The sequence below is a fragment of the Pseudomonas sp. CROZ-RG-20F-R04-15 genome (genome assembly GCF_022662375.1).
Classification (GTDB): Bacteria; Pseudomonadota; Gammaproteobacteria; order Pseudomonadales; family Pseudomonadaceae; genus Aquipseudomonas.
Genome location: NZ_JAKNQL010000005.1, coordinates 263,261 through 289,372, shown reverse-complemented (window position 1 = coordinate 289,372; position 26,112 = coordinate 263,261). Strand labels below are relative to the sequence as shown.

General features: G+C 59.1%; 23 protein-coding genes and 4 tRNA genes. 8 read left to right on the top strand and 19 right to left on the bottom strand.

Going from position 1 to position 26,112, the window contains the following annotated elements; all coding sequences use genetic code 11:
- Window positions 1-51: 51 nt before the first annotated feature.
- From L8H52_RS10875 to L8H52_RS10865, 3 genes are all read left to right on the top strand, one after another.
- Window positions 52-225, top strand: coding sequence for a DUF3094 domain-containing protein (locus L8H52_RS10875; protein WP_007909875.1), 174 nt, complete (start codon window positions 52-54; stop codon window positions 223-225).
- Between the two features lie 63 nt (window positions 226-288).
- A complete protein-coding gene (locus L8H52_RS10870; RefSeq protein ID WP_095121769.1) occupies window positions 289-1,587 on the top strand; it encodes an NAD(P)/FAD-dependent oxidoreductase in 1,299 nt (432 codons plus the stop codon).
- 292 nt (window positions 1,588-1,879) lie between these two features.
- Window positions 1,880-2,287, top strand: coding sequence for a hypothetical protein (locus L8H52_RS10865; protein ID WP_016986236.1), 408 nt, complete (start codon window positions 1,880-1,882; stop codon window positions 2,285-2,287).
- A gap of 62 nt (window positions 2,288-2,349) precedes the next feature.
- Here L8H52_RS10865 and L8H52_RS10860 read toward each other — a convergent pair whose 3' ends face one another.
- The 8 genes from L8H52_RS10860 to rluD all read right to left on the bottom strand — a co-directional run bounded on the left by L8H52_RS10860 (window position 2,350) and on the right by rluD (window position 9,229).
- A complete protein-coding gene (locus L8H52_RS10860; RefSeq protein ID WP_242207026.1) occupies window positions 2,350-3,975 on the bottom strand; it encodes a methyl-accepting chemotaxis protein in 1,626 nt (541 codons plus the stop codon).
- A 164-nt stretch (window positions 3,976-4,139) separates the two neighbouring features.
- A tRNA-Pro gene (locus L8H52_RS10855) sits at window positions 4,140-4,216 on the bottom strand.
- A 97-nt stretch (window positions 4,217-4,313) separates the two neighbouring features.
- Window positions 4,314-4,389: transfer RNA gene (locus tag L8H52_RS10850), tRNA-Lys, on the bottom strand.
- Between the two features lie 5 nt (window positions 4,390-4,394).
- Window positions 4,395-4,471: transfer RNA gene (locus tag L8H52_RS10845), tRNA-Pro, on the bottom strand.
- Between the two features lie 9 nt (window positions 4,472-4,480).
- Window positions 4,481-4,556, bottom strand: a tRNA-Asn gene (locus L8H52_RS10840).
- Between the two features lie 297 nt (window positions 4,557-4,853).
- A complete protein-coding gene (gene clpB, locus L8H52_RS10835) occupies window positions 4,854-7,418 on the bottom strand; it encodes an ATP-dependent chaperone ClpB (RefSeq protein ID WP_242207025.1) in 2,565 nt (854 codons plus the stop codon).
- A gap of 129 nt (window positions 7,419-7,547) precedes the next feature.
- On the bottom strand, window positions 7,548-8,270 hold the full coding sequence (pgeF, locus tag L8H52_RS10830; protein ID WP_242207024.1) for a peptidoglycan editing factor PgeF: 723 nt from the start codon (window positions 8,268-8,270) through the stop codon (window positions 7,548-7,550).
- Entirely contained in the window at window positions 8,267-9,229 is a 963-nt protein-coding gene (gene rluD / locus L8H52_RS10825; protein ID WP_034153865.1) for a 23S rRNA pseudouridine(1911/1915/1917) synthase RluD, read from the bottom strand. Before rluD ends, pgeF begins: the two co-directional genes overlap by 4 nt.
- Before the next feature lie 151 nt (window positions 9,230-9,380).
- Here rluD and L8H52_RS10820 point away from each other — a divergent pair, with 151 nt between their 5' ends.
- The 4 genes from L8H52_RS10820 to L8H52_RS10805 all read left to right on the top strand — a co-directional run bounded on the left by L8H52_RS10820 (window position 9,381) and on the right by L8H52_RS10805 (window position 13,685).
- Complete coding sequence (locus tag L8H52_RS10820; protein ID WP_242207023.1) at window positions 9,381-10,397, top strand: outer membrane protein assembly factor BamD; 1,017 nt, start codon at window positions 9,381-9,383, stop codon at window positions 10,395-10,397.
- 126 nt (window positions 10,398-10,523) lie between these two features.
- Entirely contained in the window at window positions 10,524-10,766 is a 243-nt protein-coding gene (locus L8H52_RS10815) for a PP0621 family protein (RefSeq protein ID WP_160059470.1), read from the top strand.
- Complete coding sequence (locus tag L8H52_RS10810; RefSeq protein ID WP_242207061.1) at window positions 10,756-12,342, top strand: ATP-binding protein; 1,587 nt, start codon at window positions 10,756-10,758, stop codon at window positions 12,340-12,342. Before L8H52_RS10815 ends, L8H52_RS10810 begins: the two co-directional genes overlap by 11 nt.
- Complete coding sequence (locus L8H52_RS10805) at window positions 12,339-13,685, top strand: sigma-54 dependent transcriptional regulator (RefSeq protein ID WP_242207022.1); 1,347 nt, start codon at window positions 12,339-12,341, stop codon at window positions 13,683-13,685. The genes L8H52_RS10810 and L8H52_RS10805 overlap by 4 nt, the downstream gene beginning before the upstream one ends.
- A 115-nt stretch (window positions 13,686-13,800) precedes the next feature.
- Here L8H52_RS10805 and thiO read toward each other — a convergent pair whose 3' ends face one another.
- Genes thiO through L8H52_RS10770 form a run of 7 tightly spaced genes read right to left on the bottom strand, consistent with a single transcriptional unit; the run spans window position 13,801 to window position 20,566 of the window.
- Entirely contained in the window at window positions 13,801-14,901 is a 1,101-nt protein-coding gene (gene thiO, locus L8H52_RS10800) for a glycine oxidase ThiO (RefSeq protein ID WP_242207021.1), read from the bottom strand.
- 57 nt (window positions 14,902-14,958) lie between these two features.
- Entirely contained in the window at window positions 14,959-15,360 is a 402-nt protein-coding gene (locus L8H52_RS10795; RefSeq protein ID WP_242207020.1) for a type IV pilin protein, read from the bottom strand.
- Window positions 15,361-15,375: 15 nt separating this feature from the next.
- Window positions 15,376-18,459 (bottom strand): PilC/PilY family type IV pilus protein, encoded by a 3,084-nt coding sequence (locus L8H52_RS10790; RefSeq protein ID WP_242207019.1) that lies wholly within the window; start codon window positions 18,457-18,459, stop codon window positions 15,376-15,378.
- Window positions 18,446-18,925, bottom strand: a complete 480-nt coding sequence (locus tag L8H52_RS10785; protein WP_242207018.1) for a PilX N-terminal domain-containing pilus assembly protein — start codon at window positions 18,923-18,925, stop codon at window positions 18,446-18,448. Before L8H52_RS10785 ends, L8H52_RS10790 begins: the two co-directional genes overlap by 14 nt.
- A gap of 11 nt (window positions 18,926-18,936) precedes the next feature.
- Window positions 18,937-19,650 carry a prepilin-type N-terminal cleavage/methylation domain-containing protein gene (locus L8H52_RS10780; RefSeq protein WP_242207017.1) on the bottom strand — a complete coding sequence of 238 codons (714 nt, stop codon included), beginning with the start codon at window positions 19,648-19,650 and terminating at the stop codon, window positions 18,937-18,939.
- Entirely contained in the window at window positions 19,647-20,096 is a 450-nt protein-coding gene (gene pilV / locus L8H52_RS10775; RefSeq protein WP_242207016.1) for a type IV pilus modification protein PilV, read from the bottom strand. The genes L8H52_RS10780 and pilV overlap by 4 nt, the downstream gene beginning before the upstream one ends.
- Window positions 20,093-20,566, bottom strand: a complete 474-nt coding sequence (locus L8H52_RS10770) for a GspH/FimT family pseudopilin (RefSeq protein WP_242207015.1) — start codon at window positions 20,564-20,566, stop codon at window positions 20,093-20,095. The genes pilV and L8H52_RS10770 overlap by 4 nt, the downstream gene beginning before the upstream one ends.
- A gap of 130 nt (window positions 20,567-20,696) precedes the next feature.
- Here L8H52_RS10770 and L8H52_RS10765 point away from each other — a divergent pair, with 130 nt between their 5' ends.
- A complete protein-coding gene (locus L8H52_RS10765; protein WP_242207060.1) occupies window positions 20,697-21,251 on the top strand; it encodes a GspH/FimT family protein in 555 nt (184 codons plus the stop codon).
- On the opposite strand, the gene ispH is transcribed toward L8H52_RS10765, so the two are convergent.
- The 4 genes from ispH to ileS all read right to left on the bottom strand — a co-directional run bounded on the left by ispH (window position 21,223) and on the right by ileS (window position 26,109).
- Window positions 21,223-22,167: a 4-hydroxy-3-methylbut-2-enyl diphosphate reductase gene (ispH, locus tag L8H52_RS10760; protein ID WP_242207014.1), complete on the bottom strand. Its 945-nt coding sequence runs from the start codon at window positions 22,165-22,167 to the stop codon at window positions 21,223-21,225. The two genes, L8H52_RS10765 and ispH, sit on opposite strands and share 29 nt — an antisense overlap.
- 160 nt (window positions 22,168-22,327) lie before the next feature.
- On the bottom strand, window positions 22,328-22,765 hold the full coding sequence (gene fkpB, locus L8H52_RS10755; RefSeq protein ID WP_177325639.1) for an FKBP-type peptidyl-prolyl cis-trans isomerase: 438 nt from the start codon (window positions 22,763-22,765) through the stop codon (window positions 22,328-22,330).
- A 7-nt stretch (window positions 22,766-22,772) separates the two neighbouring features.
- Window positions 22,773-23,285, bottom strand: coding sequence for a signal peptidase II (lspA, locus tag L8H52_RS10750; protein WP_242207013.1), 513 nt, complete (start codon window positions 23,283-23,285; stop codon window positions 22,773-22,775).
- The gene (gene ileS, locus L8H52_RS10745) at window positions 23,278-26,109 is read right to left on the bottom strand and encodes an isoleucine--tRNA ligase (protein WP_242207012.1); all 2,832 of its coding nucleotides are present in this window, start codon (window positions 26,107-26,109) and stop codon (window positions 23,278-23,280) included. The genes lspA and ileS overlap by 8 nt, the downstream gene beginning before the upstream one ends.
- Window positions 26,110-26,112: the final 3 nt, after the last annotated feature.

Genomic DNA, 26,112 nt, shown 5'->3' with positions numbered 1-26,112 from the left:
AAACCGCTGTAGCTTCTGCCCATTCAGCAACGTCTACCTGACGAGGCAAATATGACCAGCCGCCTGAACCCCGAAGACCAGAAACATGTCGAAGAGTACCTGCAACTGTCCCAACACCGAGTCGAGCGCCGGCCATTCCGGCCGTGGATGCTCCTGGTGCTGGTGCTGGCAGTGACCATTGGTCTGGGCCTGTTGAGCCGATTTATCAGTTACCTGACGCTATGAGCTGCTTGGCGCTCGCTTGGGTAACCGCACCGATTTCCTTTAAAAACCTTGCGAGTTATCCCCATGTCCCATCGTATTGTTATTGTCGGCGGCGGCGCCGGCGGTCTGGAGTTGGCTACCCGTCTGGGTAAGACTCTGGGCAAACGCGGCACGGCCAGTGTGATGCTGGTCGACGCCAATCTGACGCACATCTGGAAACCACTGCTGCACGAAGTGGCCGCCGGATCGCTGAACTCCTCCGAAGACGAACTCAACTATGTTGCCCAAGCGAAATGGAACCACTTCGAGTTCCAGCTGGGGCGCATGAGCGGGCTCGATCGCGCGCAGAAGAAAATCCAGCTGGCCGCCACCTACGACGAAAACGGCGTAGAACTGGTGCCGGCACGTGAAGTGCAGTACGACTCGCTGGTGATCAGCGTCGGCAGCACCACCAACGATTTCGGTACTCAGGGCGCAGCGCAACACTGCCTGTTCCTCGACACCCGCAAACAGGCCGAGCGCTTCCACCAGCAACTGCTTAACCACTATCTGCGTGCTCACGCCGGGCAAACCGATGTGATCGAGCAGATCAGCGTGGCGATCGTCGGTGCCGGTGCGACGGGCGTTGAACTGGCGGCCGAACTGCACAACGCTGCCCATGAACTGGCGGCTTATGGTCTGGACCGGATCAAACCGGAAAACATGCACATCACCCTGATCGAAGCCGGGCCTCGAGTATTGCCAGCCCTGCCGGAACGCATCAGCGGGCCGGTACACAAGACCCTGGAAAAACTCGGGGTCAATGTGATGACCAACGCCTCGGTCAGCGAAGTGACCGCCGACAGCCTGATCACTGCCGATGGCAACGAGATCAAGGCCAGCCTGAAAGTCTGGGCAGCGGGCATTCGCGCACCGGGTTTCCTCAAGGACATCGATGGCCTGGAAACCAACCGCATCAATCAACTGCAAGTGTTGCCGACCCTGCAAACCACGCGCGATGAAAACATCTTCGCCTTCGGCGATTGCGCCGCGTGCCCGCAACCGGGTACCGACCGCAACGTGCCGCCACGGGCGCAAGCCGCGCACCAGCAGGCGTCGTTGCTGGCCAAGTCGCTGAAGCTGCGCATCGAAGGCAAGACTCTGCCGGAGTACAAGTACACCGACTACGGCTCGCTGATCTCGCTGTCGCGTTTCTCGGCTGTGGGTAACTTGATGGGTAACCTCACCGGCAGTGTGATGCTCGAAGGCTGGCTGGCGCGGATGTTTTACGTGTCGCTGTATCGCATGCACCAGATGGCGCTGTACGGGCCGTTCCGCACGGCGATGTTGATGCTGGGCAGCAAGATTGGCCGTGGCACCGAGCCGCGTCTGAAACTGCATTGATGTAAACCTGTGGGAGCGAGCCTGCTCGCGAATGCGGTGAGTCAAACGACAGAAATGTCGCCTGATACAACCCCTTCGCGAGCAGGCTCGCTCCCACATTGTTTTGTGTTGATCGAAAGATCTGTTTCTTACTGTATCCCCGCCCCGCTTTTCCCACCTTCGCTTACAAACTCCCCCGCTGCGCGACACAGTTGCGATACACCGCCACCGCTTAATGGCCACACCCGAGCAACACCTGCTCAGGCAATCGTCCTTAACGCGTGGTTGCACAGTGCAGCCCAGGAGAATGTAAATGTCCCGTACTTCGACCCTCGGTAAAAAATCCATTGGCCTGATCGGCGCCGCACTGGCGGGTGGCCTGATGCTGTCTGGTTCGGTGTTTGCCGCTCAACCACTGGCGCAGGGCTACATGGTCGCCTCGGCGGAAACCTCGGTGAAAGCGCCGGAAGGCAAATGCGGTGAAGGCAAATGTGGCGATGCTTCGATGGCCAAGACTGACAGCGATGGTGACGGCAAGGTTTCCCGCGCCGAATTCCTCAAAGTCGCGCCGAAGTCCGATTTCGACAAGATCGACACCAACCACGATGGCTTTATCGATGAGCAAGAGGCCTACAACAACGTGAAGGCCAACTTTGAAGCCAACGGCAAGAAAATGCCAAAAGGCCTGTTCGAACACCTGAAAGATCAAGACGGTGCCTGATCAGCAGAAAAAACCAAGCCGCGCTTCTCTTGGGAGAAACGCGGCTTTTTCACGTCTGCCGTTTACAACTGGAAGCGCCGCACCATGCCCTGCAAGGCGTTGGCCAGTTGCGACAACTCGTGGCTGGAGGCACTGGTCTGGTCGGCACCGGCGGCCGAACGTACCGACAAATCACGAATGTTCACCAGGTTGCGGTCCACTTCCCGGGCTACTTGCGCCTGCTCTTCGGCGGCACTGGCGATCACCAGATTGCGCTCATGGATCTGATGCACCGACGCTGTAATGGTTTGCAGCGCCTCGCCGGCACGCTCGGCCAGCGCCAGCGTGGTCGTCGCCCGCGCGGTACTGGCCTGCATCGAATCCAGCGCCAGGCTCGAACCGCTGCGCATGCCCTGAACCATCTGCTCGATCTCCTGAGTCGATTGCTGCGTGCGATAGGCCAGCGCCCGTACCTCATCGGCGACAACGGCAAACCCTCGCCCGCTCTCACCGGCCCGCGCTGCTTCGATCGCCGCGTTGAGCGCCAGTAGATTGGTCTGCTCGGCAATCGCCCGGATCACGTCCAGCACTTTGCCGATGTCCTGCGACTGGTTGGCCAGTGACTGCACCAACTCACCGGTCTGTTGCACATCGCTGGCCAGGGCGTTGATGGCCGTGGCGGTCTCGCTGACGCGCATCTGGCCCAGATGCGCCGACTCGCTGGACTGACGGGTCGCGTCAGACGTCGACACCGCATTGCGTGCGACCTCTTCCACCGCGGCCGTCATCTGGTTGACGGCGGTCGCGGCCTGTTCGATTTCGTTGCTCTGTTGTTGCAGCCCCTGTGTGCTGTCGAGCGTCACCGCATTGAGTTCATCGGCAGCCGTCGCCAGTTGCGTCGCCGAACCACTGATGCCTTGTAGCGTCTCACGCAGGTTCTGCTGCATGGTCGCCAAGGCTTTGAGCAAACGACTGACTTCATCGTTGCCATGGGTTTCGATCGGCCGGGTCAGATCACCCTGCGCCACACTTTCTGCTGCACTCACGGCGCTGCTCAGCGGCCGAACGATACTGCGCGTGAGCATCATCGCCAGTGCTACGGTGGCCAGTGCGGCCAAGGCAATGAACAAACTGACAATCGTGCGTGAATTATCGTAGTGCGCAGCGGACTTCTGGCTTTCGGCCGCGACCTGTTTGGCGAACAGATCCGCCAGGTCGTTGAGTTGCTTGCCGGAGCCATCGACCACGGTTTTCATGTCGACCAGCAGCAATCTGGTCAGCTCCTCACGCTTGCCTTGCTCAGCGAGGGTGAAAGATTGAGCGATACCGCTACGATAGGCGGCGAAAGTTTTTTTGAACTGGTCGTATAGCTGCTGGCCTTGCGGGGTGTTGACCAGTTTGTCGTAAGCGGCGATTTTCTCGCTCAGCTCCTTGTCGCGGGTGTCCATCTGGCTGCGGTAAGTCGCAATGTTGGCCGGATCCTGATCCAGCGCCATGCGCAGCGAAATGGTGCGGATGCGCAGCATGATCTCGCGAATCTCGTCGCCGCCACGAATGCTCGGCAGCCACTGATTTTCTACTGCGACCTCACTGTCGCGAATACTCGACATCTGCCCCAGCGCAAACACGCCGAGCAAGGCCACCAACACCGCGATCAGGGCGAACCCCAGGGCCGCCCGGGGAGCAATATTCAACTGACGAAGCAACATGACGAACGCCCTTATTCTTGTATTGGCCAGATTCAAGGGGCGAAGCCATGGCAGTCCCCTCGTGTTAGCGGGCTATCGGCAGGTTGTATGATGACTTGAAGGGGAAATGAGTTTTTGTCGGACAAAAAAAATCCCCGTATCTTTCGATACGAGGATTTTTAATATGGTCGGGGTAAGGGGATTCGAACTCCTGACATCCTGCTCCCAAAGCAGGCGCGCTACCGGACTGCGCTATACCCCGGTAAAAAAAAGGCGACCTTTCAAAGATCGCCTTCTTCGATCAGCGCTTTTGGCCTCTGATCTTAAGATTCGATCCCAGCGTTAACTGGTTTCAAAAATGGTGGGTCGTGTGGGATTCGAACCTACGACCAATTGGTTAAAAGCCAACTGCTCTACCAACTGAGCTAACGACCCAAAAATGGTCGGGGTAAGGGGATTCGAACTCCTGACATCCTGCTCCCAAAGCAGGCGCGCTACCGGACTGCGCTATACCCCGGCTTGAAATTGGCTCCGTGACCAGGACTCGAACCTGGGACCCAATGATTAACAGTCATTTGCTCTACCGACTGAGCTATCACGGAACTACATATTTCAATTTACAACGGTGAAACTTGTTGCTTCCAGTCACTCGTTCGCATCGCTGCGTTCGTGTGTCTGAGGCGCGCTATTCTACAACCTAGAACACCTCTGTCAACCCCCTAAATTGCTTTCAAGTTAATGATTTGCAACTTATTTCAGATTTCAACTCAGTGAGCTGAGACCGTCTTGGCGACTGACTGCGGGGCGCACTTTACAAGCCTTTTCCTTTGAGTTCAACAGCCTAACGAAAAAAAAGGCCCCACAATGTGGGGCCTGCCAATTTTCATTGGCGTTTGGACTTAGTTGAAAACGATTTCGTCGTTCTCGACCTTGCCGGTTGCCGTGTCGCCTGGCATGAAATGACCCGAGAGGATCAATTGCGCCAGCGGGTTTTCGATCCAGCGCTGGATCGCACGTTTCAAAGGACGTGCGCCATACACCGGGTCGTAACCGACAGCGATCAGCTTGTCCATCGCTTCGGGGCTGAGTTCCAGCTTCAGCTCGCGCTCGGCCAGACGACTGCGCAGACGGCCCAACTGGATCTCGGTAATGCCCGCGATCTGATCCCGCGCCAAAGGCTCGAAGATCACCACTTCGTCGACCCGGTTGATGAACTCCGGACGGAAGTGCGACGTCAGTGCATCCATCACCGCTGCGCGCTGCGCCTCACGATCACCAACCAGTTCCTGGATCTGTACCGACCCCAGATTCGAAGTCATGACGATCACGGTATTGCGGAAGTCCACCGTGCGGCCATGACTGTCGGTCAGGCGACCATCCTCGAGCACTTGCAGCAAGATGTTGAACACATCCGGGTGCGCCTTCTCGACTTCGTCCAGCAGGATCACCGAATAAGGCTTGCGACGCACTGCCTCGGTCAGGTAACCGCCCTCTTCGTAACCGACGTATCCCGGTGGCGCACCGATCAAGCGAGCCACGGAATGTTTCTCCATGAACTCGGACATGTCGATCCGCACCATCGCCTCTTCAGTGTCAAAGAGGAATTCGGCCAGCGCCTTGCACAGCTCGGTTTTACCGACACCGGTCGGGCCGAGGAACATGAACGAGCCGCTCGGACGATTCGGGTCAGACAACCCGGCACGCGAACGCCGTACTGCGTTAGCGACGGCGACCACCGCTTCTTCCTGGCCGATCACACGTTTGTGCAACAGGCTTTCCATCTTCATCAGTTTGTCGCGCTCGCCTTCGAGCATTTTCGACACCGGAATGCCGGTCCACTTCGATACGACTTCGGCGATCTCTTCTTCAGTCACCTTGCTACGCAGCAGCTGGTTTTCGCTCTTGCCGTGCTGATCGACCATTTGCAGGCTGCGCTCCAGATCCGGGATCACCCCGTACTGCAACTCGGCCATGCGATTGAGGTCGCCTTTACGGCGCGCGGCTTCCAGTTCCTGACGCGACTGCTCGATCTTCTGCTGAATCTGCGCAGAACCCTGCACCTCGGCTTTTTCCGAGTTCCAGATTTCTTCCAGATCCGAGTACTCACGCTCGTGACGGACGATTTCTTCCTGGAGTTTTTCCAGACGTTTCATCGCCGCTTCGTCGCTTTCTTTCTTCAGCGCCTGGGATTCCACCTTCAACTGAATCAGGCGACGCTCCAGACGATCGAGCACTTCCGGCTTGGAATCGATTTCCATACGGATGCGGCTGGCGGCCTCGTCGATCAGGTCGATGGCCTTGTCCGGCAACTGCCGGTCAGTGATGTAGCGATGGCTGAGCTTGGCCGCGGCAATGATCGCGCCGTCGGTGATCGCCACCTTGTGGTGAACCTCGTAACGCTCTTTGAGGCCACGCAGGATGGCGATGGTGTCTTCTTCACTCGGCTCATCCACCAATACTTTCTGGAAGCGTCGTTCGAGCGCCGCGTCCTTCTCTATATATTGGCGGTATTCGTTGAGCGTGGTCGCGCCGACGCAGTGCAACTCACCGCGAGCCAGCGCAGGCTTGAGCATGTTGCCGGCGTCCATCGAGCCTTCGCCCTTACCGGCACCCACCATAGTGTGCAGCTCATCGATGAACAGAATGATCTGCCCTTCCTGCTTCGACAGCTCGTTGAGCAGTGATTTCAGGCGCTCTTCGAACTCACCACGATACTTGGCACCGGCAATCAGCGCGCCCATATCCAGCGAGAGCAGACGCTTGCCTTTGAGGCCGTCCGGCACTTCGCCGTTGATAATGCGCTGGGCCAGACCTTCGGCAATCGCGGTTTTACCCACGCCGGGTTCGCCGATCAGCACCGGGTTGTTCTTGGTGCGGCGTTGCAGAACCTGAATGGTGCGACGGATTTCGTCATCACGGCCGATCACCGGATCGAGCTTGCCGTCTTCGGCACGCTTGGTCAGGTCGACCGTGTATTTATCCAACGCCTGCCGCGACTCTTCGTGGTTGGCGTCATTCACCGCTTCGCCGCCGCGCAGGTTGTTGATCGCGTTTTCCAAGGCTTTCTTGCTCACACCCTGGCCGAGCAGCAACTTGCCGAGCTTGCTGTTCTCGTCCATTGCGGCGAGCAACACCAGTTCGCTGGAGATGAACTGGTCGCCCTTCTGCTGAGCCAGACGGTCAGCCTGATTGAGCAGGCGCGCCAGATCCTGCGACATGTTGACGTCGCCAGTCGGGTTCTGGATTTTCGGCAATTGGTCGAGCTCTTTGGTCAGCTCTTTGCGCAAGCTGTTGACGTCGAAGCCCACCTGCATCAGCAGAGGTTTGATCGAACCACCCTGCTGTTCAAGCATGGCTTGCATCAAGTGCGCCGGCTCGATGGCCGGATGATCGTGGCCGACTGCCAACGACTGGGCGTCGGACAAGGCCAACTGTAATTTGCTGGTTAAACGGTCTATTCGCATAAGTCACCTTCCTTTTGAGCAGGCCGGACCTAAAAACCATCCTGAATAAAGAAACCTGCCAGATACCGCTATAGATGCGGTCGATTCTGGGAGATTCAAGCGTCAAAGAGTTGATGCAGATCAGAGAGTTTAGCGGGTGAGCCAAACGAGGGAGGCAAAGCGACCGGTGCGCGAGGCACGACGGTAGGAGAAGAAGCGTGGATCGGTCACGGTGCAGAAACCGCCGCCGTAAACCGCTGTGACACCGCGTTCAGCCAGACGCAGGCGCGCCAGCATATAGATGTCCGCCATGAACTTGCCGGCATTGTCGCTCGGCACGAAGGCTTGTGCCGCTTCCGGCAATTGATTGATGAAGACTTCCCGCACTTCCGGGCCGACTTCAAAGGCTTTCGGGCCAATCGCCGGGCCGAGCCAGACCAGAACGTCTCCAGCCGGAACATCAAGGCTGTCGAGAGTTGCTTCAAGCACGCCCGCCGCCAGACCGCGCCAACCGGCGTGAGCCGCAGCAACGCGGGTGCCGGCGCGATCGCAGAATAATGCCGGCAAGCAGTCCGCCGTCATCGCCGTGCAGGCAATTCCGGGGGTTGTCGTCCAACTGGCATCGGCGGTCGCGACAATGCCCGGATCAGCATGCGCCACGGCAATCCCGTGCACTTGCTGCAACCAGGCAGGCTGTATAGAGAAGTGATCGGTGAGGCGCCGGCGGTTCTCGGCCACAGCCTCAGGACGATCATCGACATGATCGCCCAGATTGAGGCTATCGAACGGCGCCTCGCTGACACCGCCCTCACGGGTGGTGACGCAGGCTTTGACGCTGGCCGGCGCAGGCCAGTCCGGCGTCAGCCAGTTCATCCGATGAATGCCTCGCGATCCTGCTTGAGCAGGGTCAGCAGCCAGACGAAATCTTCCGGCAGCGGCGATTCCCAGCTCATGCGCTCGCCGGTCGTCGGATGATCCAGCTCAAGGAAGCGCGCGTGCAGGGCCTGACGCGGGAAATGCTTGAGCGATTCAACCATCGTCGGGTTCGCCGCTGGCGGAATGCGGAAACGACCGCCGTATGCCGGGTCGCCGACCAACGGGAAGTTGATGTGCGACATGTGCACGCGAATCTGGTGAGTACGCCCGGTTTCCAGCTTCACCCGTACGTGGGTGTGCGAACGGAATCGCTCCAGCACGCGGTAGTGGCTGACGGCAGGCTTGCCGCCTTCCATCACCGCCATGCGCTGGCGCTGCTGGCCGTGACGACCGATCGGGGCATTGATCTTGCCACCAGCGGTGACCACACCGATCACGATGCACTCATAGATGCGGCTGACGCTGCGACTCTGCAGTTGCGTAACCAGCTTGGTCTGCGCCTGAATGGTCTTGGCCACCACCATCAGACCAGTGGTGTCCTTGTCCAGACGATGCACGATACCGGCGCGCGGGACATTGATGATGTCCGGCACGTGGTGCAGCAAGGCGTTGAGCAAAGTGCCATCGGCGTGACCGGCAGCCGGGTGCACCACCAGGCCCGCAGGCTTGTTGATCACCAGAATGTCGTCGTCTTCATAGACGATGTCGAGTTCGATGTCCTGGGCGATCCACTCGCCCTGGGCTTCCTGCTCGGCAGTCAGCTCAAGGATGGCACCGCCGTGCACGATGTCGCGCGGGCGGATGACCGCCCCGTCCACAGTCAGGCGACCTTCTTTGATCCAGGCGGAAAGGCGCGAGCGAGAGTGCTCAGCGAAGAGTTGGGCAGCGACTTGATCGAGGCGTTGGCCGCCCAATTCGGACGGCACCTCTGCGCGAAGTTCAATTTTATCGGACATGCTCTGACTGTGCGTCGGCACAGCTTTTGGTTTCGGCTGCGCGCTTGTGGTTAAATACGGCGTCTTTTGCCCCGAGGCTTTTCAACGGGGCGCTCATCATAACAGGACGGCCCCGCCCAAGACAGCGGCCGTCATAGGGACGCAAGCCGCCATGCAAGTGAAACACCTGCTGCTGATCGCCATCCTCGCATTGACCGCTGCTTGCTCATCGAAGGAAGTCGTAGACGAAAACCTCAGCGAAGCCGAGCTGTATCAGCAGGCTCAGACTGACCTGGACAACAACAGCTACACCAGCGCCACAGCCAAGCTGAAGGCTCTGGAGTCGCGTTATCCGTTCGGTCGCTACGCCGATCAGGCGCAGCTGGAGCTGATCTACGCCAACTATAAGAACGCCGAGCCGGAAGCTGCAAAGTCCGCCGCCGAGCGTTTCATTCGTTTGCACCCGCAGCACCCGAACGTGGATTACGCGTACTACCTGAAAGGTCTGACTTCTTTCGACCAGGACGTCGGCCTGCTGGCGCGCTTCCTGCCGCTGGACATGACCAAGCGTGACCCGGGCGCCGCGCGCGACTCGTACAACGAGTTCGCCCAGCTGACCAGCCGCTACCCGAACAGCCGCTACGCGCCGGACGCCAAGCAGCGCATGATCTACCTGCGCAACCTGCTGGCAGCCTACGAAATCCACGTGGCCGACTACTACCTGACCCGTCAGGCCTATGTAGCCGCTGCCAACCGTGGCCGTTACGTGGTGGAAAACTTCCAGGAAACCCCATCGGTCGGCGACGGCCTGGCGGTGATGACTGAAGCCTATCAGCGTCTGCACCTGGACGAACTGGCCGGCACCAGTCTGGAAACCCTGAAGCTCAACTACCCGAACCACCCGAGCCTGCAAGACGGCCAGTTCGTGCCACGGGTTGCCGAAGCAGACAACCGCTCGTTCCTGAGCAAGGCTACACTGGGCCTGATCGAGTCGCGTCCGCCGCTGCCGCCGGGCGAAACCCGCGCCAACCAGGACGTGCAGAAGCAGTTCCAGGACGCCAAAGACGCGATCCCGAACGAGCTCAAGCCTAAAGACGAAAACGGCGACGTGATCGAAGAGCCAGAGCCTGAGTCGAGCAACACCGACCGCTCGTGGTTCAGCTACATGACCTTCGGCGTGTTCGACTGATCACACCGGATGTACAGAAAAGGGAGATCTGCGGATCTCCCTTTTTTATTGCCGCGCATTAATAGGCTGTGCGCTTGTCGGGTCCTTGGCTAAACTGCCGGATCATCAGTCGAAAAGCCGCTCATCATGCTTCGTTTATTGTTCTGGATCGTCGTGATTTTCGCCGCCATCTGGCTGTGGCGTAAATTCAAGGCCCCTGCCGCGTCCTCTCAATCCAATCGCCCATCACGCGAGCAGGACGCCGCGCCGATGGTGCGTTGTGCCCATTGCGGCGTGCACCTGCCGCGCGACCGCGCGCTGAGCGTGCAACAACAGTGGTATTGCAGCCAGGCTCACCTCGAGCAAGGCCCGGGTGCCAGTGATCGCTGAGGCCACCCACGCCGACAGCAAACAGGCGCAGCGCCTGCTGCGCCTTTATCATCTCTACCGTTTAAGCGTCGGCATCACTCTGGTGCTGCTGATTTCCAGCAACATGGACAACCGCCTGCTGACGTCGGCCAACGACGAATTGCTGCGCGGCGGCAGTTGGCTGTACCTGATTCTCAACATTCTGTTGGTGGTATTCCTCGAAAACACGCGACGGCCGGCGCAACTGTTCAGCCTGGCCCTCGTCGATGTCCTGCTTTTATGCGCTTTGTTCTTCGCTGCCGGTGGCGTTGGCAGTGCGCTGGGCAACCTGCTGATTGTCTCGGTGGCGATCAGCAACACCTTGCTACGCCGGCGCATCGGCCTGTTGATCGCCGCCATCGGCGCGCTGGGCATCATCGGCTCGAGTGTCCTGCTGAGCGTCGATCATCCCCTGAGCGCCAATGAATACCTGCAAGCCGGCACGCTCGGCGCCCTGTGCTTTGCCGCCTCATTACTGGTGCAGGGCCTGATCCGGCGCCTGGAGGTCAGTGAAACACTGGCCGAGCAACGTGCCAGCGAAGTCGTCGGCCTCGAAGCATTGAACGCATTGATCTTGCAACGCATGCGTACCGGAATTCTGGTGCTCGATGAAGAACGTCGCGTGCAATTGGCCAACCACAGTGCCCAGACGTTGCTCGCGCAAACACATTTGCAGGGCCATCTGATCGACGATTACTCGCCGGCGATGGTCGACCGCCTGCAACTGTGGATGAACAACCCGACCCTGCGCCCACAAAGCCTGAAAATTCCCGGCAATGGTCTGGAGTTGCAACCGAGCTTCATCGCGCTGGAACAAAGCCCCAACCAAACCCTGGTGTTTCTCGAAGACCTCGCGCAAATCGCCCAGCAGGCTCAGCAACTGAAGCTCGCCGCGCTCGGTCGCCTGACCGCCGGCATCTCCCATGAAATCCGCAATCCACTCGGTGCCATCAGTCATGCTGCGCAGCTATTGGCTGAGTCCGAGGAACTCGACAGCGCCGACCGGCGTCTGACGCAGATCATTCAAGACCACTCCCAGCGCATGAACCGAGTCATCGAAAACGTCCTGCAACTGTCCCGCCGCCAGCAGAGCGCGCCGCAACGGCTGGATCTCAAACCGTGGCTGGAAAACTTCGTCGCCGAAAGCCGCGAACAGGCCAGCGAGCGCCAGCAGATTCATCTGCGGATCAATTCGGGAGACTTCACCACGCTGATGGACCCCAACCAGCTCACGCAAATTCTCGACAATCTGTTGCGCAATGGCTGGCGCCACAGCGCCCTGCTGCACGATCAGGCGCAAGTCTGGCTGGCCCTGTTCAGCGATCCCGACAGCCAGTTGGCGGTCCTCGAAGTGCAGGACAACGGCCCCGGTGTCCCGGCCGATGAACAGACGCATCTGTTCGAACCGTTTTTCACCACCAGCAGCCAAGGCACCGGCCTTGGGCTTTATCTGTCCCGTGAGCTGTGCGAAAGCAACCAAGCGCGCCTAGACTTTCAATCACGCCAAGGCGGCGGCTGCTTTCGCATCACCTTTGCTCACGGACGGAAACAAAGTTGAACACGAGCCCACGGCAAAAAATTCTTATCGTCGACGACGAACCGGATATCCGCGAACTCCTGGAAATCACTCTGGGACGGATGAAACTCGACACCTACAGCGCCCGCAATGTGGCTGAAGCCCAGGCACTTCTGAACCGCGAGAGCTTCGATCTGTGCCTGACCGACATGCGTCTGCCCGACGGCACGGGGCTGGAACTGGTGCAGCATATTCAGCAGCGTTATCCACAACTACCGGTAGCCATGATCACCGCGTACGGCAGTCTGGAAACGGCCATCAACGCTTTGAAGGCCGGTGCTTTCGACTTTCTGACCAAACCGGTAGACCTCACCCGCTTGCGCGAACTGGTCGGTACAGCCCTGCGTATGCCAGCCGTGGGCGGGGTTTGCACCTCGATTGATCGACGGCTGCTGGGTGATTCACAGCCGATGCGCAACCTGCGCAAGCAAATCGACAAACTCGCTCGCAGTCAGGCGCCCGTATACATCAGCGGCGAATCCGGCAGCGGTAAAGAACTGGTCGCACGACTGATCCACGAACAGGGCCCGCGCGCCAGCCAGCCGTTTGTGCCAGTGAACTGCGGGGCGATTCCCTCGGAGCTGATGGAAAGCGAGTTTTTTGGCCATCGCAAAGGCAGTTTTACCGGCGCCGTCGAGGACAAACCCGGACTGTTTCAAGCAGCCCATGGCGGCACGTTGTTTCTTGATGAGGTGGCGGACTTGCCGCTGTCGATGCAGGTAAAGCTGCTGCGGGCGATCCAGGAAAAAGCCGTGCGCAGTGTCGGCGGACAACAGGAAAGCGTGGTCGATGTGCGGATTCTTTGCGCCACGCACAAGGATCTTGATGCTGAAGTGGCTGCCGAGCGTTTCCGTCAGGACCTTTATTACCGCTTGAACGTGATCGAACTGCGCGTGCCGTCACTGCGTGAGCGCCGTGATGACATTGAAGTGCTGGCGGCGCATATGCTCAAGCGTTTGGCCAAGGACACGGGTCAACCCGTGGCGCGCTTGCATGCGCAGGCGTTGGAAGCGCTGAAGAACTATCGGTTTCCGGGAAATGTGCGGGAGCTGGAAAACGTGCTTGAGCGGGCACACACCTTGTGTGAAAACCGTACGATCGAAGCTGAAGATTTACGTTTGAGCGAGGGCAACTGCGCGGCGGAGGGCGGGATCGCCGATCTGACGCAGATCGATAATCTTGAGGATTATCTGGAGAACGTCGAGAGAAAGCTGATTCTGCAAGCGCTGGAAGAAACGCGCTGGAATCGTACGGCGGCGGCGCAGCGCTTGAGTCTTTCGTTTCGGTCGATGCGCTATCGCCTGAAAAAACTCGGCCTGGATTAAGGGCCCCTTCGCGAGCAAGCTCGCTCCCACATTGGATTTTGTGAACGACAAAGATCAACTGTGGGAGCGAGCCTGCTCGCGAAAGCGGCCTGCCAGGCATCAGAGAAATATCTGACTAAATGCGGCCTTCCGGTGCATACGGCGCCGGATCAATAATCGGCGCCCTTCCCAGCATCACATCGGCAAACAAATGGCACGACGCCGGCGCCAGCACCAGCCCATTGCGGTAATGCCCGCAGTTCAACCACAACCCGTCAAACCCCGGCACCCGGCCAATGTACGGAATGCCCTCTGGCGACCCCGGGCGCAACCCTGCCCAGTGCCCGACCACTTCGGCATCGGCCAACGCTGGCAACAATTCCACTGCCGAAGCCTTGAGACTTTCCAGCGCCACATCGGTCGGCGTCTTGTCGTAGCCTTCGTGCTCCAGCGTGCTGCCAATCAGAATGTGGCCATCGCGACGCGGGATCGCATAACGCCCCTTGGCCAAAACCATGCTCGGCAGAAAATCCGCCGCGCACTTGTAGAGAATCATCTGGCCTTTGACCGGTTCGACCGGCAGCGTCAGGTCCAGCGTCTTGAGCAAGTCACCGCTCCACGCACCGGCCGTCAGCACGACCTGATCACCTTTGATCACGCCGTTGGAGGTTTCGACGCCGACGACCTGCGCGCCCTCACGGACGAACCCGCTGACCTCGCACTGTTCGTGAATCGTCACGTTCGGCAGTGCCTGCAACGCCGCTTTCAGCGACTTCACCAGACGCGGATTGCGCACGTTGGCGACATCGGCCATGTAGATCGCCCGCGCGAACCCGCCACCGAGCACCGGCACCGCATCGTGTGCCGCCGAGATATCCACAGCCCGTAACGGGCGATTTTCTCGCTCGGCCCACGCTAGTGCCTCGGCTTCATCGTCCAGATCGAGCCAGTACAGGCCGGTGGTGTGTACTTCAGGATCAACGCCAGTGCCGGCAAACAAACGCTCGCCGAGCTGTGGATAAAAGTCCTGCGACCAGTGCGCCAGTGCGGTAACCGCCGGGCTATAGCGCCACGGGTACAACGGCGAAACGATACCGCCGCCCGCCCAGGACGATTCCTGGCCGAGGTTCGAGCGATCGAGCAGCACCACGCTGCGTACTTCGGAGGCGAGGTTGTAAGCGGTCAGCAGGCCAATCACCCCGCCACCGACAATCACCACTTGCTGTTGCCTGGTCATGTTTGTTCCAACCGTAAAAAGACAGTGAGCGCAAAAGGCACTCGAAAAGAAAGCGCCTCAGCGGCCCCAGCAATCCTTGGTGGTCAGCCCGGTGGTCGCGTTGTTCATGCTGCGGACACCGGTGTTGGTCAGGGTGAAATCCCCGCACTTGTCGGTGGCCATGGAGGTACCCGCTTTACGGGTAGCGGTCAGCAGGAAAGTCTGGTCAGCGATGGTCGGGGTGATGGTGTAGAAATCATTGCCCGTGCTGAGTCCGGTGATACCGGTGTAGACATTGTTTTTGGTGTAAAAACGCTCGAGGCTCTGCGCTTGCTCCGAAAGCAGCGACACCACTTCGGCGCGACGGCCCTTTTTCAGGTACTCGGTATAGCTCGGTGCGGCAATGGTGATGACGATCCCGATGATCGCAATCACGATCATGATTTCGATCAGGGTGAAACCTCGGTTGGATCTACGCATGCCTCAAACTCTCGCTTACTGTATTTGTCGCCACATGATACGACGGCTGCCACCGCCGCCCTTTTCCTTGATTATCGTGAGCTTTCCACTGGTGTCATTCACTCCCTTTTCCGTACCAGTTGGGGTTATAAATGACAAGCTCGGAATGCCGTCAATGAAACTCACGCCGCTGGAGATTGAGTCATTGTTGTCGACCAAACTATCGCCACCAGTATCAATCACCGCATAGTTGAGCATCTTACCGCTGAACGCCTCGAGTTCGACCAACTTGCCCGTACCAAAACTCGCACAAGGATCGGTGGTATCGACAATGGCCGTGGTGAAGACGATACGGCCAAGCACGATATTCGCTTGATTGATCACCCGTTCGCCGGTCAACACGTTGTTGTACACCAATGGCAGGTACCAGCCCTTCTCCCCCGGATATGTCGTGTCATTTTGCGTCGTGGTCAGAAACTGCCCGGAGCTGCCAGAAAATGATCCGGTAATCGCCTGCGCCTGCAAACTGCTGACAGTGATGTTTCCGGAGCCGCCATCGGCATCCCATACCGAATAGAACGCCTGCAAATCCTTGTTGGTCTTGTCGGCCGTTTCATTGAATTTGCCAGTGCCGACAAAGATCTGTTTGCCGCCCAATGCGTTATCCGCCAGCAGCGGCTGCGCGGTAATCGGCTGTGTCGCCCCGCCCGCCGTGGTGAACAGCGGTTTACCGGAAAACGCCACGCCCCAGCTGTCCGTCGATGTCGCGCTCAGATCAAATTTCCACAGGCGCCCTTTCAAATCACCGCCATAAGCGGCCTGGACGACATTTGAAGAGTTGACCTTGAGTTTTACCGAGGACAAACCGTTAGTGGTTTCCGTGCTGTCGATGACGATTTTCTTGATCAGCGAACCATCGCGCACATCCAGCACATACATCGCGGCCACACCCGAGTTGCTGCCGTAACCATTCGAGACGAACGCCGCCCAACGACCATCGGCCAAGCGTGCCACTTCCGGGCGGGCATAAGCGTAACCCAGATCATTAAATACATTGGCGGTGTTGGCCGTGGTCGGCGCGCTGACCTCCCACAACGCCTTGATCACATTGCCCGCAGAAGCATCAAACAGCTGCAGCCCGTAGAACGTTTTACCCCCGGCACCGACGCCACCAATGGCCAGGGTTTTCCAGGCCGTGCCGGACTGCGCGTCGAACACCCCGACCTGACCGTCGACGAGAAACTTGTGGCTGACACCGTTGATATAGGTCGGATCAGCAATCAGCCGTAGCGATGGCAACACACTGGATGGCATGTAGGCATAGCGTCGGGTGCCATTGGTCGAGTTGATGACGTTGACGAAACCGTCGTTGGCATTCACCACCAGGCTGGAGTTCATGTTGGCAGCTTTGGTGGTCAGATATGAGGTGTAAGTGGTATCGCCGGACAAGTCAGCAGCGGTCTTGTCCGTGGGGGCCGCCAGCACCAACGGCGAGTTGATGATGTCACCGAGCAACACACTGCGAACCTTGAGCCCGGTTTTGTTGGTGCCTTTGCTCCACTCCACCAGGTCATTGCCGGTAATACCCGTGGGCAGACTCTGGCTGAGTGTCGTCTGCTGCGCAGGGGAAAAGTTGCCGTAAGCCAGCGTTACGGCGGCGCTGCTGGTGGTGTTCCACGATTGATACGTTGGCGCGGTCGCCCCCGGCACGATGGTTGTGTCAGTCGTCCAAAGTGCGGTCGAAGTATTCACCACCCCGGCCGACGTAAAACCGAAAGACTTGATGGTGCCTCGCCAATCCTTGGGATCATAAGTGGTTTGGTAAAAACTGCTGCCACTGGTGAGCGTACCGACGCTGGCAACAGCTGCGCCGCCGGAACCGGCCTTGGAGGTGATATCACTCAAGGCCGACGACAAGGCGGCATTGAGTCCCGTGCTGTCAGTCGCTTGGTAATACTTGCCCTGCCCATAACTTGCCGCGTCCGACAGCATGTCATTGTCAGCGGTGAAGCCCACGGTGTAGGTATTCATGTTCTGCTTGGGAAAATCCACCGCGTTCCAGCTCTTGCCTGCCGTGTCAGTACCAGTTGAGCGCATATCGATATCGAACGCGAACTTGGCGATGTCGTCCAGATACAGCGTGTCGCCTTCGTTGTCACCATTGAGATTGTTGCCGTCATTGTTGACGCCGTCCCAGTTCGGCAAACGGCTGCCGCCCAATGGGTCGTTAGAAGGAAAGGTCCGGTCGAAAGTCGGCAAGCCGTCGGTTATTACCACGCCATAGTTTTTCTGGCAGCGGTACTGGATCGGACTGGTGTAGGTCGCGGGCGTGCTGTTGTAGTAAGGCGCCATACCGCGCATGTAGCGGGTGATTTCGTAATAGGTTTCCGCCAATGGCGTGTTGGCCACGGCGCTCAAGCCGTTGATGGAAGAGATCAATGCGTTGTAGTTGGTGTCGGCCTGTGCCTGGGTCACGCTGCCACTGACCGGCGACAGATCGCTGATCGAACGGGCAATGAATCCGCCATTCCCCGAGTTGTTGCTGGTGGCTGGATTGAATGTCGACAGGCCGATACGCAACGTGCGGTTGCTGCTGACCAGTGCCGTCGACACGTTGCGCGCCACGTTGATCCGGTAGTCGTTGGGAATCGCCCCGGTGGTGAAGTCTCGCGTGCCGTTGTTGATGGCCAGGCCGACGATGTAGGAAATGTAATCCCCGGAATAACGCGTATTGCCGCTGCCCACCGGATCCGGCAGTTTCAGACACAGCGGCGCCAGGCTGTTGTTATAGAACGCATAGGCGCCGCCGGAGCAACCTGATGTCGGCAGGCTCGACAGAAAGATCGTGTCGCCGGTGATCGTCGTCGAACTCAGGCACAAGCCAAGCAAAGCGTTGCATTGCCGCGCCGGCGTGCGATCAGCCGTCGGGTCGAATCCAGCCGCATAAATGATGCTGTTCATGCTCCCTGAGTCGTCGATCAGCAGCATGACGTTGGGCGGCACCGCCGCCGCACTCAACAGCGGCGAATCAGACGGCGTAAAGGCGTAGGCCGGCGACGCCAGATACAAGCTCAGCAACAGGCCGAGCAACAGCGATCCACACCGCTCAATACTTCGCATAGACACTCTCCACCACACTGCGCGAAGTGCCGGCGATACCAACGGCGGTGACCCGATACAACGTCGCCGAAGTATTACTCGGCACGTTCACTGCAGTGAGCGTGGTGCCGATATTCTGCACACCATAGAAACCATTACCGGCAGCGATCCAGGTCACACCCGAGGTTGAATTGAGCCCCGCCGCACTGACCACCGATGACTCCGCCGGCGGTGCGCATTGCGTCGTACCGCTGCACACCGCCAAGGTGTAGCTGTCGAGTTGCACCGCACTCTCCCCCACCCGCAACGCCGCCTCGGCCGTTTGAAACGACTGATTACGCAGACTCACGCTGCCGGCCATTTTTTCCTGCAGGTTGGCGCTTTGCATCGACGACAGACCAATCAACGTCAGCAACAACAGAAACACCAGACTGACCAGCAACGCCATGCCGCGTTGCGCTTGCCGGTCATGAAAAGAAATCCGCATCACCCCGGCCCTCACTGCAGGCGGTTGCGCAAAGCGGCAACCACGTTGAAGGTTTGTGTGGCGACCCGGCTGTTGGGGTCGGTGAGCGTCAGGCTCAGGCGCACACTGCGAATGCGTGCCGGATCACTGGGGTTGGCGCTGTACGTCGAGGCTGCCACATCCGTCGCGGAACTGGCCAGACCAAACGTCACGTTGAAAGCACTGACGTTGTTCACCAACACCTGCTGAGTCGGTGTGCCGCTGCCGGTGCCCATGAGAATCTGGTTGTTGCTGAAGTTGTAGATCAGACGCCGGATCGGAAAGGCGATCTGCCCGCTCGCCGCCGCTCGTATACCCGTATACGCCGTGGCGCTGTTGCGGCAATCGGAAACCACCGTCCAGGTCGGCGTGCCACCGCCGCTGCCAATATCGGCAGTGACCAGCGTCAGTTTGAGGTTGGCATTGTCCCAACTGATCGGTGTGACCTGCGAGACGTTGAAATCGCCTGCGCTGCTCGAATCGGTGATGGTGCCAAGACAGCCGAACATCCCGACCATGCGAATTTCCTGAATCATTTTGCTCAGTACAAAACGCGCGTCTTCCTGCATCGCCGCGGCGCTGTTCTGGCTGACGTAGGTATTTTTCGCCGCAATGAAAATCTGCACGACCCCCAGCACAATGATCAAGCCCAGTGCGAGGGCAATCAGCAACTCGATCAGGCCGAACCCCCGCTGATGGCGCGTCATGGCGTCGCCACCGGATCAACAGCTGCGCGGCTGGTCAGGACAAAACTGCGTTGAGCACTGGCGGTGTTGGCTGCCCGTGCGTCGCTCCAGTTGATGGTGATGGTGTAGACCCGCTGATTGAGGGTGATGCTGCCAGTCGCGGTCGGTCCACCGAAGTTGACGATGTTGGTGGCGAAATCGTAGAGATCCTGATCGCGGGCAACACTCAGATTGCCCGACGTCGGTGGCGTGACGGTGTAGTCGGCGCCGGAGTTGGCGCGGATGCGGTCCATCATGTCGTAGGCGATAAAACTGGCCTGACTGGTCATTCGCGAGCTGTCGGTGTACTTCAGCGCATTCAGTTGCACCGCCGCCGCCCCCAGCAGGCCGACCGTCAGAATCAGCAACGCGACCAGCACCTCGATCAGCGTCATGCCCTGCTGTATGTGTTGACTCCCTGCCCTCATCCGCAAGTTCCACCCAATTGAATTCGTCCGTTCAAACACACGTTCAGCGTCCTGCTTTGCGTTCCCAGCGTGTAACTGATGGTCACCGCCGTCGACGGTGCCGCCAGACCGCCGAGGTTGTTGAAATCCAGTGCGGTCACTCCTGAGGGTAGCGTCAGAGTCGCGCCGCTGCTCATCGCGGGAACAACCCGCAACACATTGGCCGGAGTGCCAGTACTGTCATAGACCGCCAGTTCACCGGTCCATACGCTGCCGCCAGCGGTCGGGCGCAAACGCAGGGTGGTGCCACGGTCGATGGCCTCAAGCCTGGCGTAATTGATCGCCCGTTGCAGATCACCCATTTCGGTATCAGCCTTGCTGCCCTGTATTGATCGGGTGAACGCAGGCACCGCCAGAGTGATCAGGATCACGAAGATCGCGAGTGCGACGAGCAACTCGATCAGCGTGAAACCTTTTGTACGAAGATCCATCGATGCCCTCCGTTGCCGTCGGCTATACCTGCTTCTACACGCTAGAACATTCGACTGACCTGTGTCGGTTGATTTGCCCTGCCCGGCGCACGGACCGCGCCGTACATCACCCGCCACGGAGGGAGTTTTCATGCCACAACAGGGTTTCAGCCTGATTGAACTGCTTATGGGACTGGCGATTGGCGCAATTGTTCTGCTGCTGGTCAGTCCGGCGTTTGCCGCGCTAACCGAGTCGAACCATCGCCATCAGGCTGCGCAATCGCTGCTCGACGGTATTCGCAATGCTCGAACGTTAGCGATCACGCACAATCAAAGCGTGGTCATTCATGGCATCGACGGCGACTGGAGCCGGGGCTGGCGAATCATTCTGGATATCAGCGGCAAGGGGCCGGAGGACAGCAGCAATCCACTGCTGGTCGAACGCGCGAGCGATCAGCGAATTCCAATTGCCGGTAACTGGTGGGTGAGTCGCTATATAAGGTTTGGCAGCCTGGGTAAGCCGCTGATGCCCGGACGAATGTTTCAGGCAGGAAAACTACATATCTGCTCGGTAAACGAGCCGGTCAGCCAGCTCCAGATAGTGCTGGCGGCGACCGGTCGCGTGCGCCTGAGCAGCGAAAAAGCTGAGCAGGCGCTGTGTCAAAAAAACAAAAGCGTCAGATCGAACGCACGCGCAGCTCTTTAGGCATCGAGAACGTAATGTTCTCTTCACGCCCGGCCAGTTCATCGGCACCGGTGGCGCCCCAAGCCTGCAATTGCTGAATCACACCGCGCACCAATACTTCCGGTGCGGAGGCGCCGGCAGTAATGCCGATGCGCTCAACGCCATCGAACCAGCTCTTCTCCATGTCTTCTGCGCCGTCAATCAGGTAGGCCGGCGTGGCCATGCGTTCGGCCAGTTCACGCAGACGGTTTGAGTTGGAGCTGTTCGGGCTGCCGACCACCAGCACCACGTCGCACTCGTCAGCCAATTGCTTGACCGCGTCCTGACGGTTTTGCGTGGCGTAGCAAATGTCATCCTTGCGCGGACCACCAATGGCGGGGAAGCGTGTGCGCAGGGCATCGATGACGCGACTGGTGTCGTCCATCGACAGCGTGGTCTGGGTGACAAAGGCCAGTTTTTCCGGGTTACGCACCTGCAGTTCGGCCACGTCTTTTTCGTCTTCGACGAGGTAGATCGCGCCGCCATTGCTGGCGTCGTACTGACCCATGGTGCCTTCGACTTCCGGATGACCGGCGTGGCCGATCAGGATGCACTCACGACCGTCGCGGCTGTATTTCGCCACTTCGATGTGCACCTTGGTGACCAGCGGGCAGGTGGCGTCGAACACTTTCAGGCCACGACCGGCGGCTTCGGTGCGCACAGCTTGGGATACGCCGTGGGCACTGAAAATGACGATGACGTCGTCCGGCACCTGATCCAGTTCTTCGACGAAGATCGCGCCACGACTGCGCAGGTCTTCAACGACGAACTTGTTGTGCACCACTTCATGACGCACGTAGATCGGCGGCCCGAAGACTTCCAGGGCGCGGTTGACGATTTCGATCGCCCGGTCCACGCCGGCGCAGAAGCCACGGGGGTTGGCGAGTTTGATTTGCATGCTGTGCCTCGTGTCTTGCGCGCAAGAAATAGCGAAAACGGTGGAAAACATTGTGGGAGCGAGCCTGCTCGCGAAAGCGGTGTGTCAGACAACAGCTATGTTGAATGTCAGTCAGCATTCGCGAGCAGGCTCGCTCCCACATTTGACTCCATAGAGTCAGTTAGATCGCTTTAACGTTGATGATCTCGACGTCAAAGGTCAGCGTCTTGCCGGCCAGCGGGTGGTTGAAGTCGATGGTCACTTGCGCGTCGTCGAACTCTTTCACCACACCCGGCAGCTCAGTATTGGCCGCATCGTTGAAGATCACCAGCAAACCCGGTGACAACTCCATGTCGACGAACTGCGAACGCGGGATGATCTGCACGTTCTGCGGGTTCGGCTGGCCGAAAGCGTTTTCCGGCTCGACGGTCAGCGTGCGCTTGTCGCCGGCCTTGAAGCCGAACAGCGCCGCTTCGAAACCCGGCAGCAGGTTGCCATCACCGACCTTGAAAGTCGCCGGGGCTTTGTCGAACGTGCTGTCGACGGTGTCGCCGTTCTCCAGGCGCAATGCAAAGTGCAAGGTGACTTCCGTGTTCTGGCCGATGCGTTGCTCAGCCAATACCTGTTCAGTCATGAACGGCTTCTCCGGTCTTTTTACTTTTGAACATATCCAGTGCAAGCATCACCGCACCAACGGTAATGGCGCTGTCGGCGAAGTTGAACGCAGGGAAGTACCAGCGGTTCTGCCAGTGCACCAGAATGAAATCGATCACATGGCCCAGGGCGATGCGGTCATACAGATTGCCCAGCGCGCCGCCCAAAACCAGCGCCAGCGCGATGGCCAGCCAGGTTTCATTGCGGCCCAGACGCTTGAGCCAGACCACCAGCACCGCACTGACCACGATCGCGATCAGGGCGAACAGCCAGCGCTGCCAGCCGGAGCTGTCAGCCAGGAAGCTGAACGCAGCGCCAGTGTTGTAGGCCAGGGTCCAGCTGAAGTAATCAGGAATGATCACGATCTGCTGGTACATCTCAAGCTTGCCTTCGAAGTAGAACTTGCTGGCCTGGTCGATGACCAGAACCAGCAAGCTCAACCAGAGCCAGCTCAACCGTCCGAAACGGCCAACGGCATTAGGCATAGTGACGAACCTCGCCAGCGCCGCTGATGTTGTCGACGCAACGACCGCAGATTTCCGGATGTTCCGGGTTCACGCCGACGTCTTCGCGGCAGTGCCAGCAACGGGCGCACTTCGGGAAGGCCGATTTGACGATCTTCAGCTTCAGGCCGCTGACTTCAGTCACTACCGCATCGGCCGGAGCCTGTACGAACGGCGCAACACTGGCGGTCGAGGTGATCAGGACAAAGCGCAGTTCGTTGCTCAGCTTGGCCAGATCTGCGCTCAAGGCGTCTTCGGCGTACAGCGTCACTTCGGCTTGCAGGTTGCCACCGACGGCTTTCGCCGCACGCTGGATTTCCATTTCTTTGTTGACCGCTACTTTGACCGCCATCACGCGCTCCCAGTAGTCGCGGCCCAGTTCAACGTCGGCCGGCAGTTCGGTCAGACCTTCGTACCAGGTGTTGAGCATCACCGATTCGTTACGCTCGCCCGGCAGGTATTCCCACAGTTCGTCAGCGGTGAAGGCGAGGATCGGCGCGATCCAGCGCACCAGCGCTTCGGAGATGTGGAACAGCGCGGTTTGCGCCGAACGGCGGGCCTTGCTGTTGGCGCCAGTGGTGTACTGACGATCCTTGATGATGTCGAGGTAGAAACCACCCAGCTCCTGCACGCAGAAGTTGTGGATCTTCGAGTAGACGTTCCAGAAACGGTATTCGCCGTAGTGCTCTTGCAGCTCGCGTTGCAGCAGCAGGGTGCGGTCTACCGCCCAACGATCCAGCGCGAGCATTTCTTCAGCCGGCAGGATGTCGGTGGCCGGGTTGAAACCCGTCAGGTTCGAGAGCAGGAAGCGCGCGGTGTTACGGATACGACGATAGGCGTCCGCACTGCGTTGCAGAATCTGGTCGGAAACCGCCATCTCCCCCGAGTAGTCAGTCGATGCCACCCACAGACGCATGATGTCGGCGCCGAGGGTGTCGTTGACTTTCTGCGGCGCGATCACGTTGCCCAAAGACTTCGACATCTTGCGGCCGGCTTCGTCGACGGTAAAACCGTGAGTCAGCAGTTCGCGGTACGGCGCGTGGTTGTCGATGGCGCAACCGGTCAGCAGCGATGAGTGGAACCAGCCACGGTGTTGGTCGGAACCTTCCAGGTACAGGTCGGCACGCGGGCCGCTCTCGTGACCCATCGGGTGCGAACCGCGCAGGACGTGCCAGTGCGTGGTGCCCGAATCGAACCAGACGTCGAGGGTGTCGCTGATCTTGTCGTACAGCGGCGCTTCGTCGCCGAGCAGTTCTGCGGCGTCCATCTTGAACCAGGCTTCGATGCCTTCGACTTCAACGCGCTTGGCGACTTCTTCCATCAGCTCAACGGTGCGTGGGTGCAGTTCGCCGCTTTCCTTGTTGAGGAAGAACGGGATCGGCACGCCCCAGTTGCGCTGACGCGAAATGCACCAGTCAGGACGGTTGGCGATCATCGAGTGCAGACGCGCCTGGCCCCATGCTGGGACGAACTTAGTGTCTTCGATGGCTTTGAGCGAGCGCACACGCAGGGTGTCGCCGCTGGTTGGCTCTTTGTCCATGCCGATGAACCACTGCGCAGTCGCGCGATAGATCAGCGGAGTCTTGTGGCGCCAGCAGTGCATGTAGCTGTGTTCGATGACGGTGGTGTGCATCAGCGCACCGACTTCGGTCAGCTTGTCGACGATGGCCGGGTTGGCCTTCCAGATGAACTGGCCGCCGAAGTATTCCAGCGATGGCACGTACACGCCGTTGCTCTGCACTGGATTGAGGATGTCATCATTGACCATGCCGTACTTCTTGCAGGTCACGAAGTCGTCCACGCCGTAGGCCGGAGCGGAGTGAACCACACCGGTGCCCGCGCCCAGTTCGACGTAGTCAGCCAGGTACACCGGCGACAGACGGTCATAGAACGGGTGGCGGAAGTTGATCAGCTCGAGTTTTTTACCAGTCGTGGTCGCGATGACCGAACCTTCCAGGCTGTAACGAGCAAGGCAAGCTTCAACCAGCTCTTCAGCCAGCACCAGCAACTTGTCGCCGACATCAACCAGCGCGTAGTTGAATTCCGGGTGCACGTTCAGCGCCTGGTTGGCCGGGATGGTCCACGGGGTGGTGGTCCAGATCACGATCGACGCAGGCTTGCCCAGCGACGGCAGACCGAACGCGGCAGCCAGTTTGGCTTCGTCAGCGATCGGGAAGGCGACGTCGATGGTCGAGGACTTTTTGTTTTCGTACTCGACTTCCGCTTCGGCCAGGGCCGAACCGCAGTCGAAGCACCAGTTCACAGGCTTGAGGCCCTTGAACACAAAACCGCCCTTGACGATTTCAGCCAAAGCGCGGATTTCACCGGCCTCGTTCTTGAAATCCATGGTCTTGTACGGGTTGGCCCAGTCGCCCAGCACGCCGAGACGGATGAACTCGGACTTCTGCCCTTCGATCTGCTCGGTGGCGTAGGCACGGCACAGTTCGCGGGTCTTGTCCGCGCCGAGGTTCTTGCCGTGGGTCACTTCAACCTTGTGCTCGATCGGCAGGCCGTGGCAGTCCCAACCCGGGACGTACGGCGCGTCGAAACCCGACAGGGTTTTCGAGCGGATGATCATGTCCTTGAGAATCTTGTTCAGTGCGTGACCGATGTGGATCGTGCCGTTGGCATACGGAGGACCGTCGTGCAGAACGAACTTCGGACGATCCTTGCCAATCTCGCGCAACTTTCCGTACAGGCCAATACTGTCCCAGCGCTGCAGGATCTGCGGTTCGCGCTGTGGCAGGCCGGCCTTCATTGGGAAGGCGGTGTCCGGAAGGTTAAGCGTGGCTTTATAGTCGGTCATTTA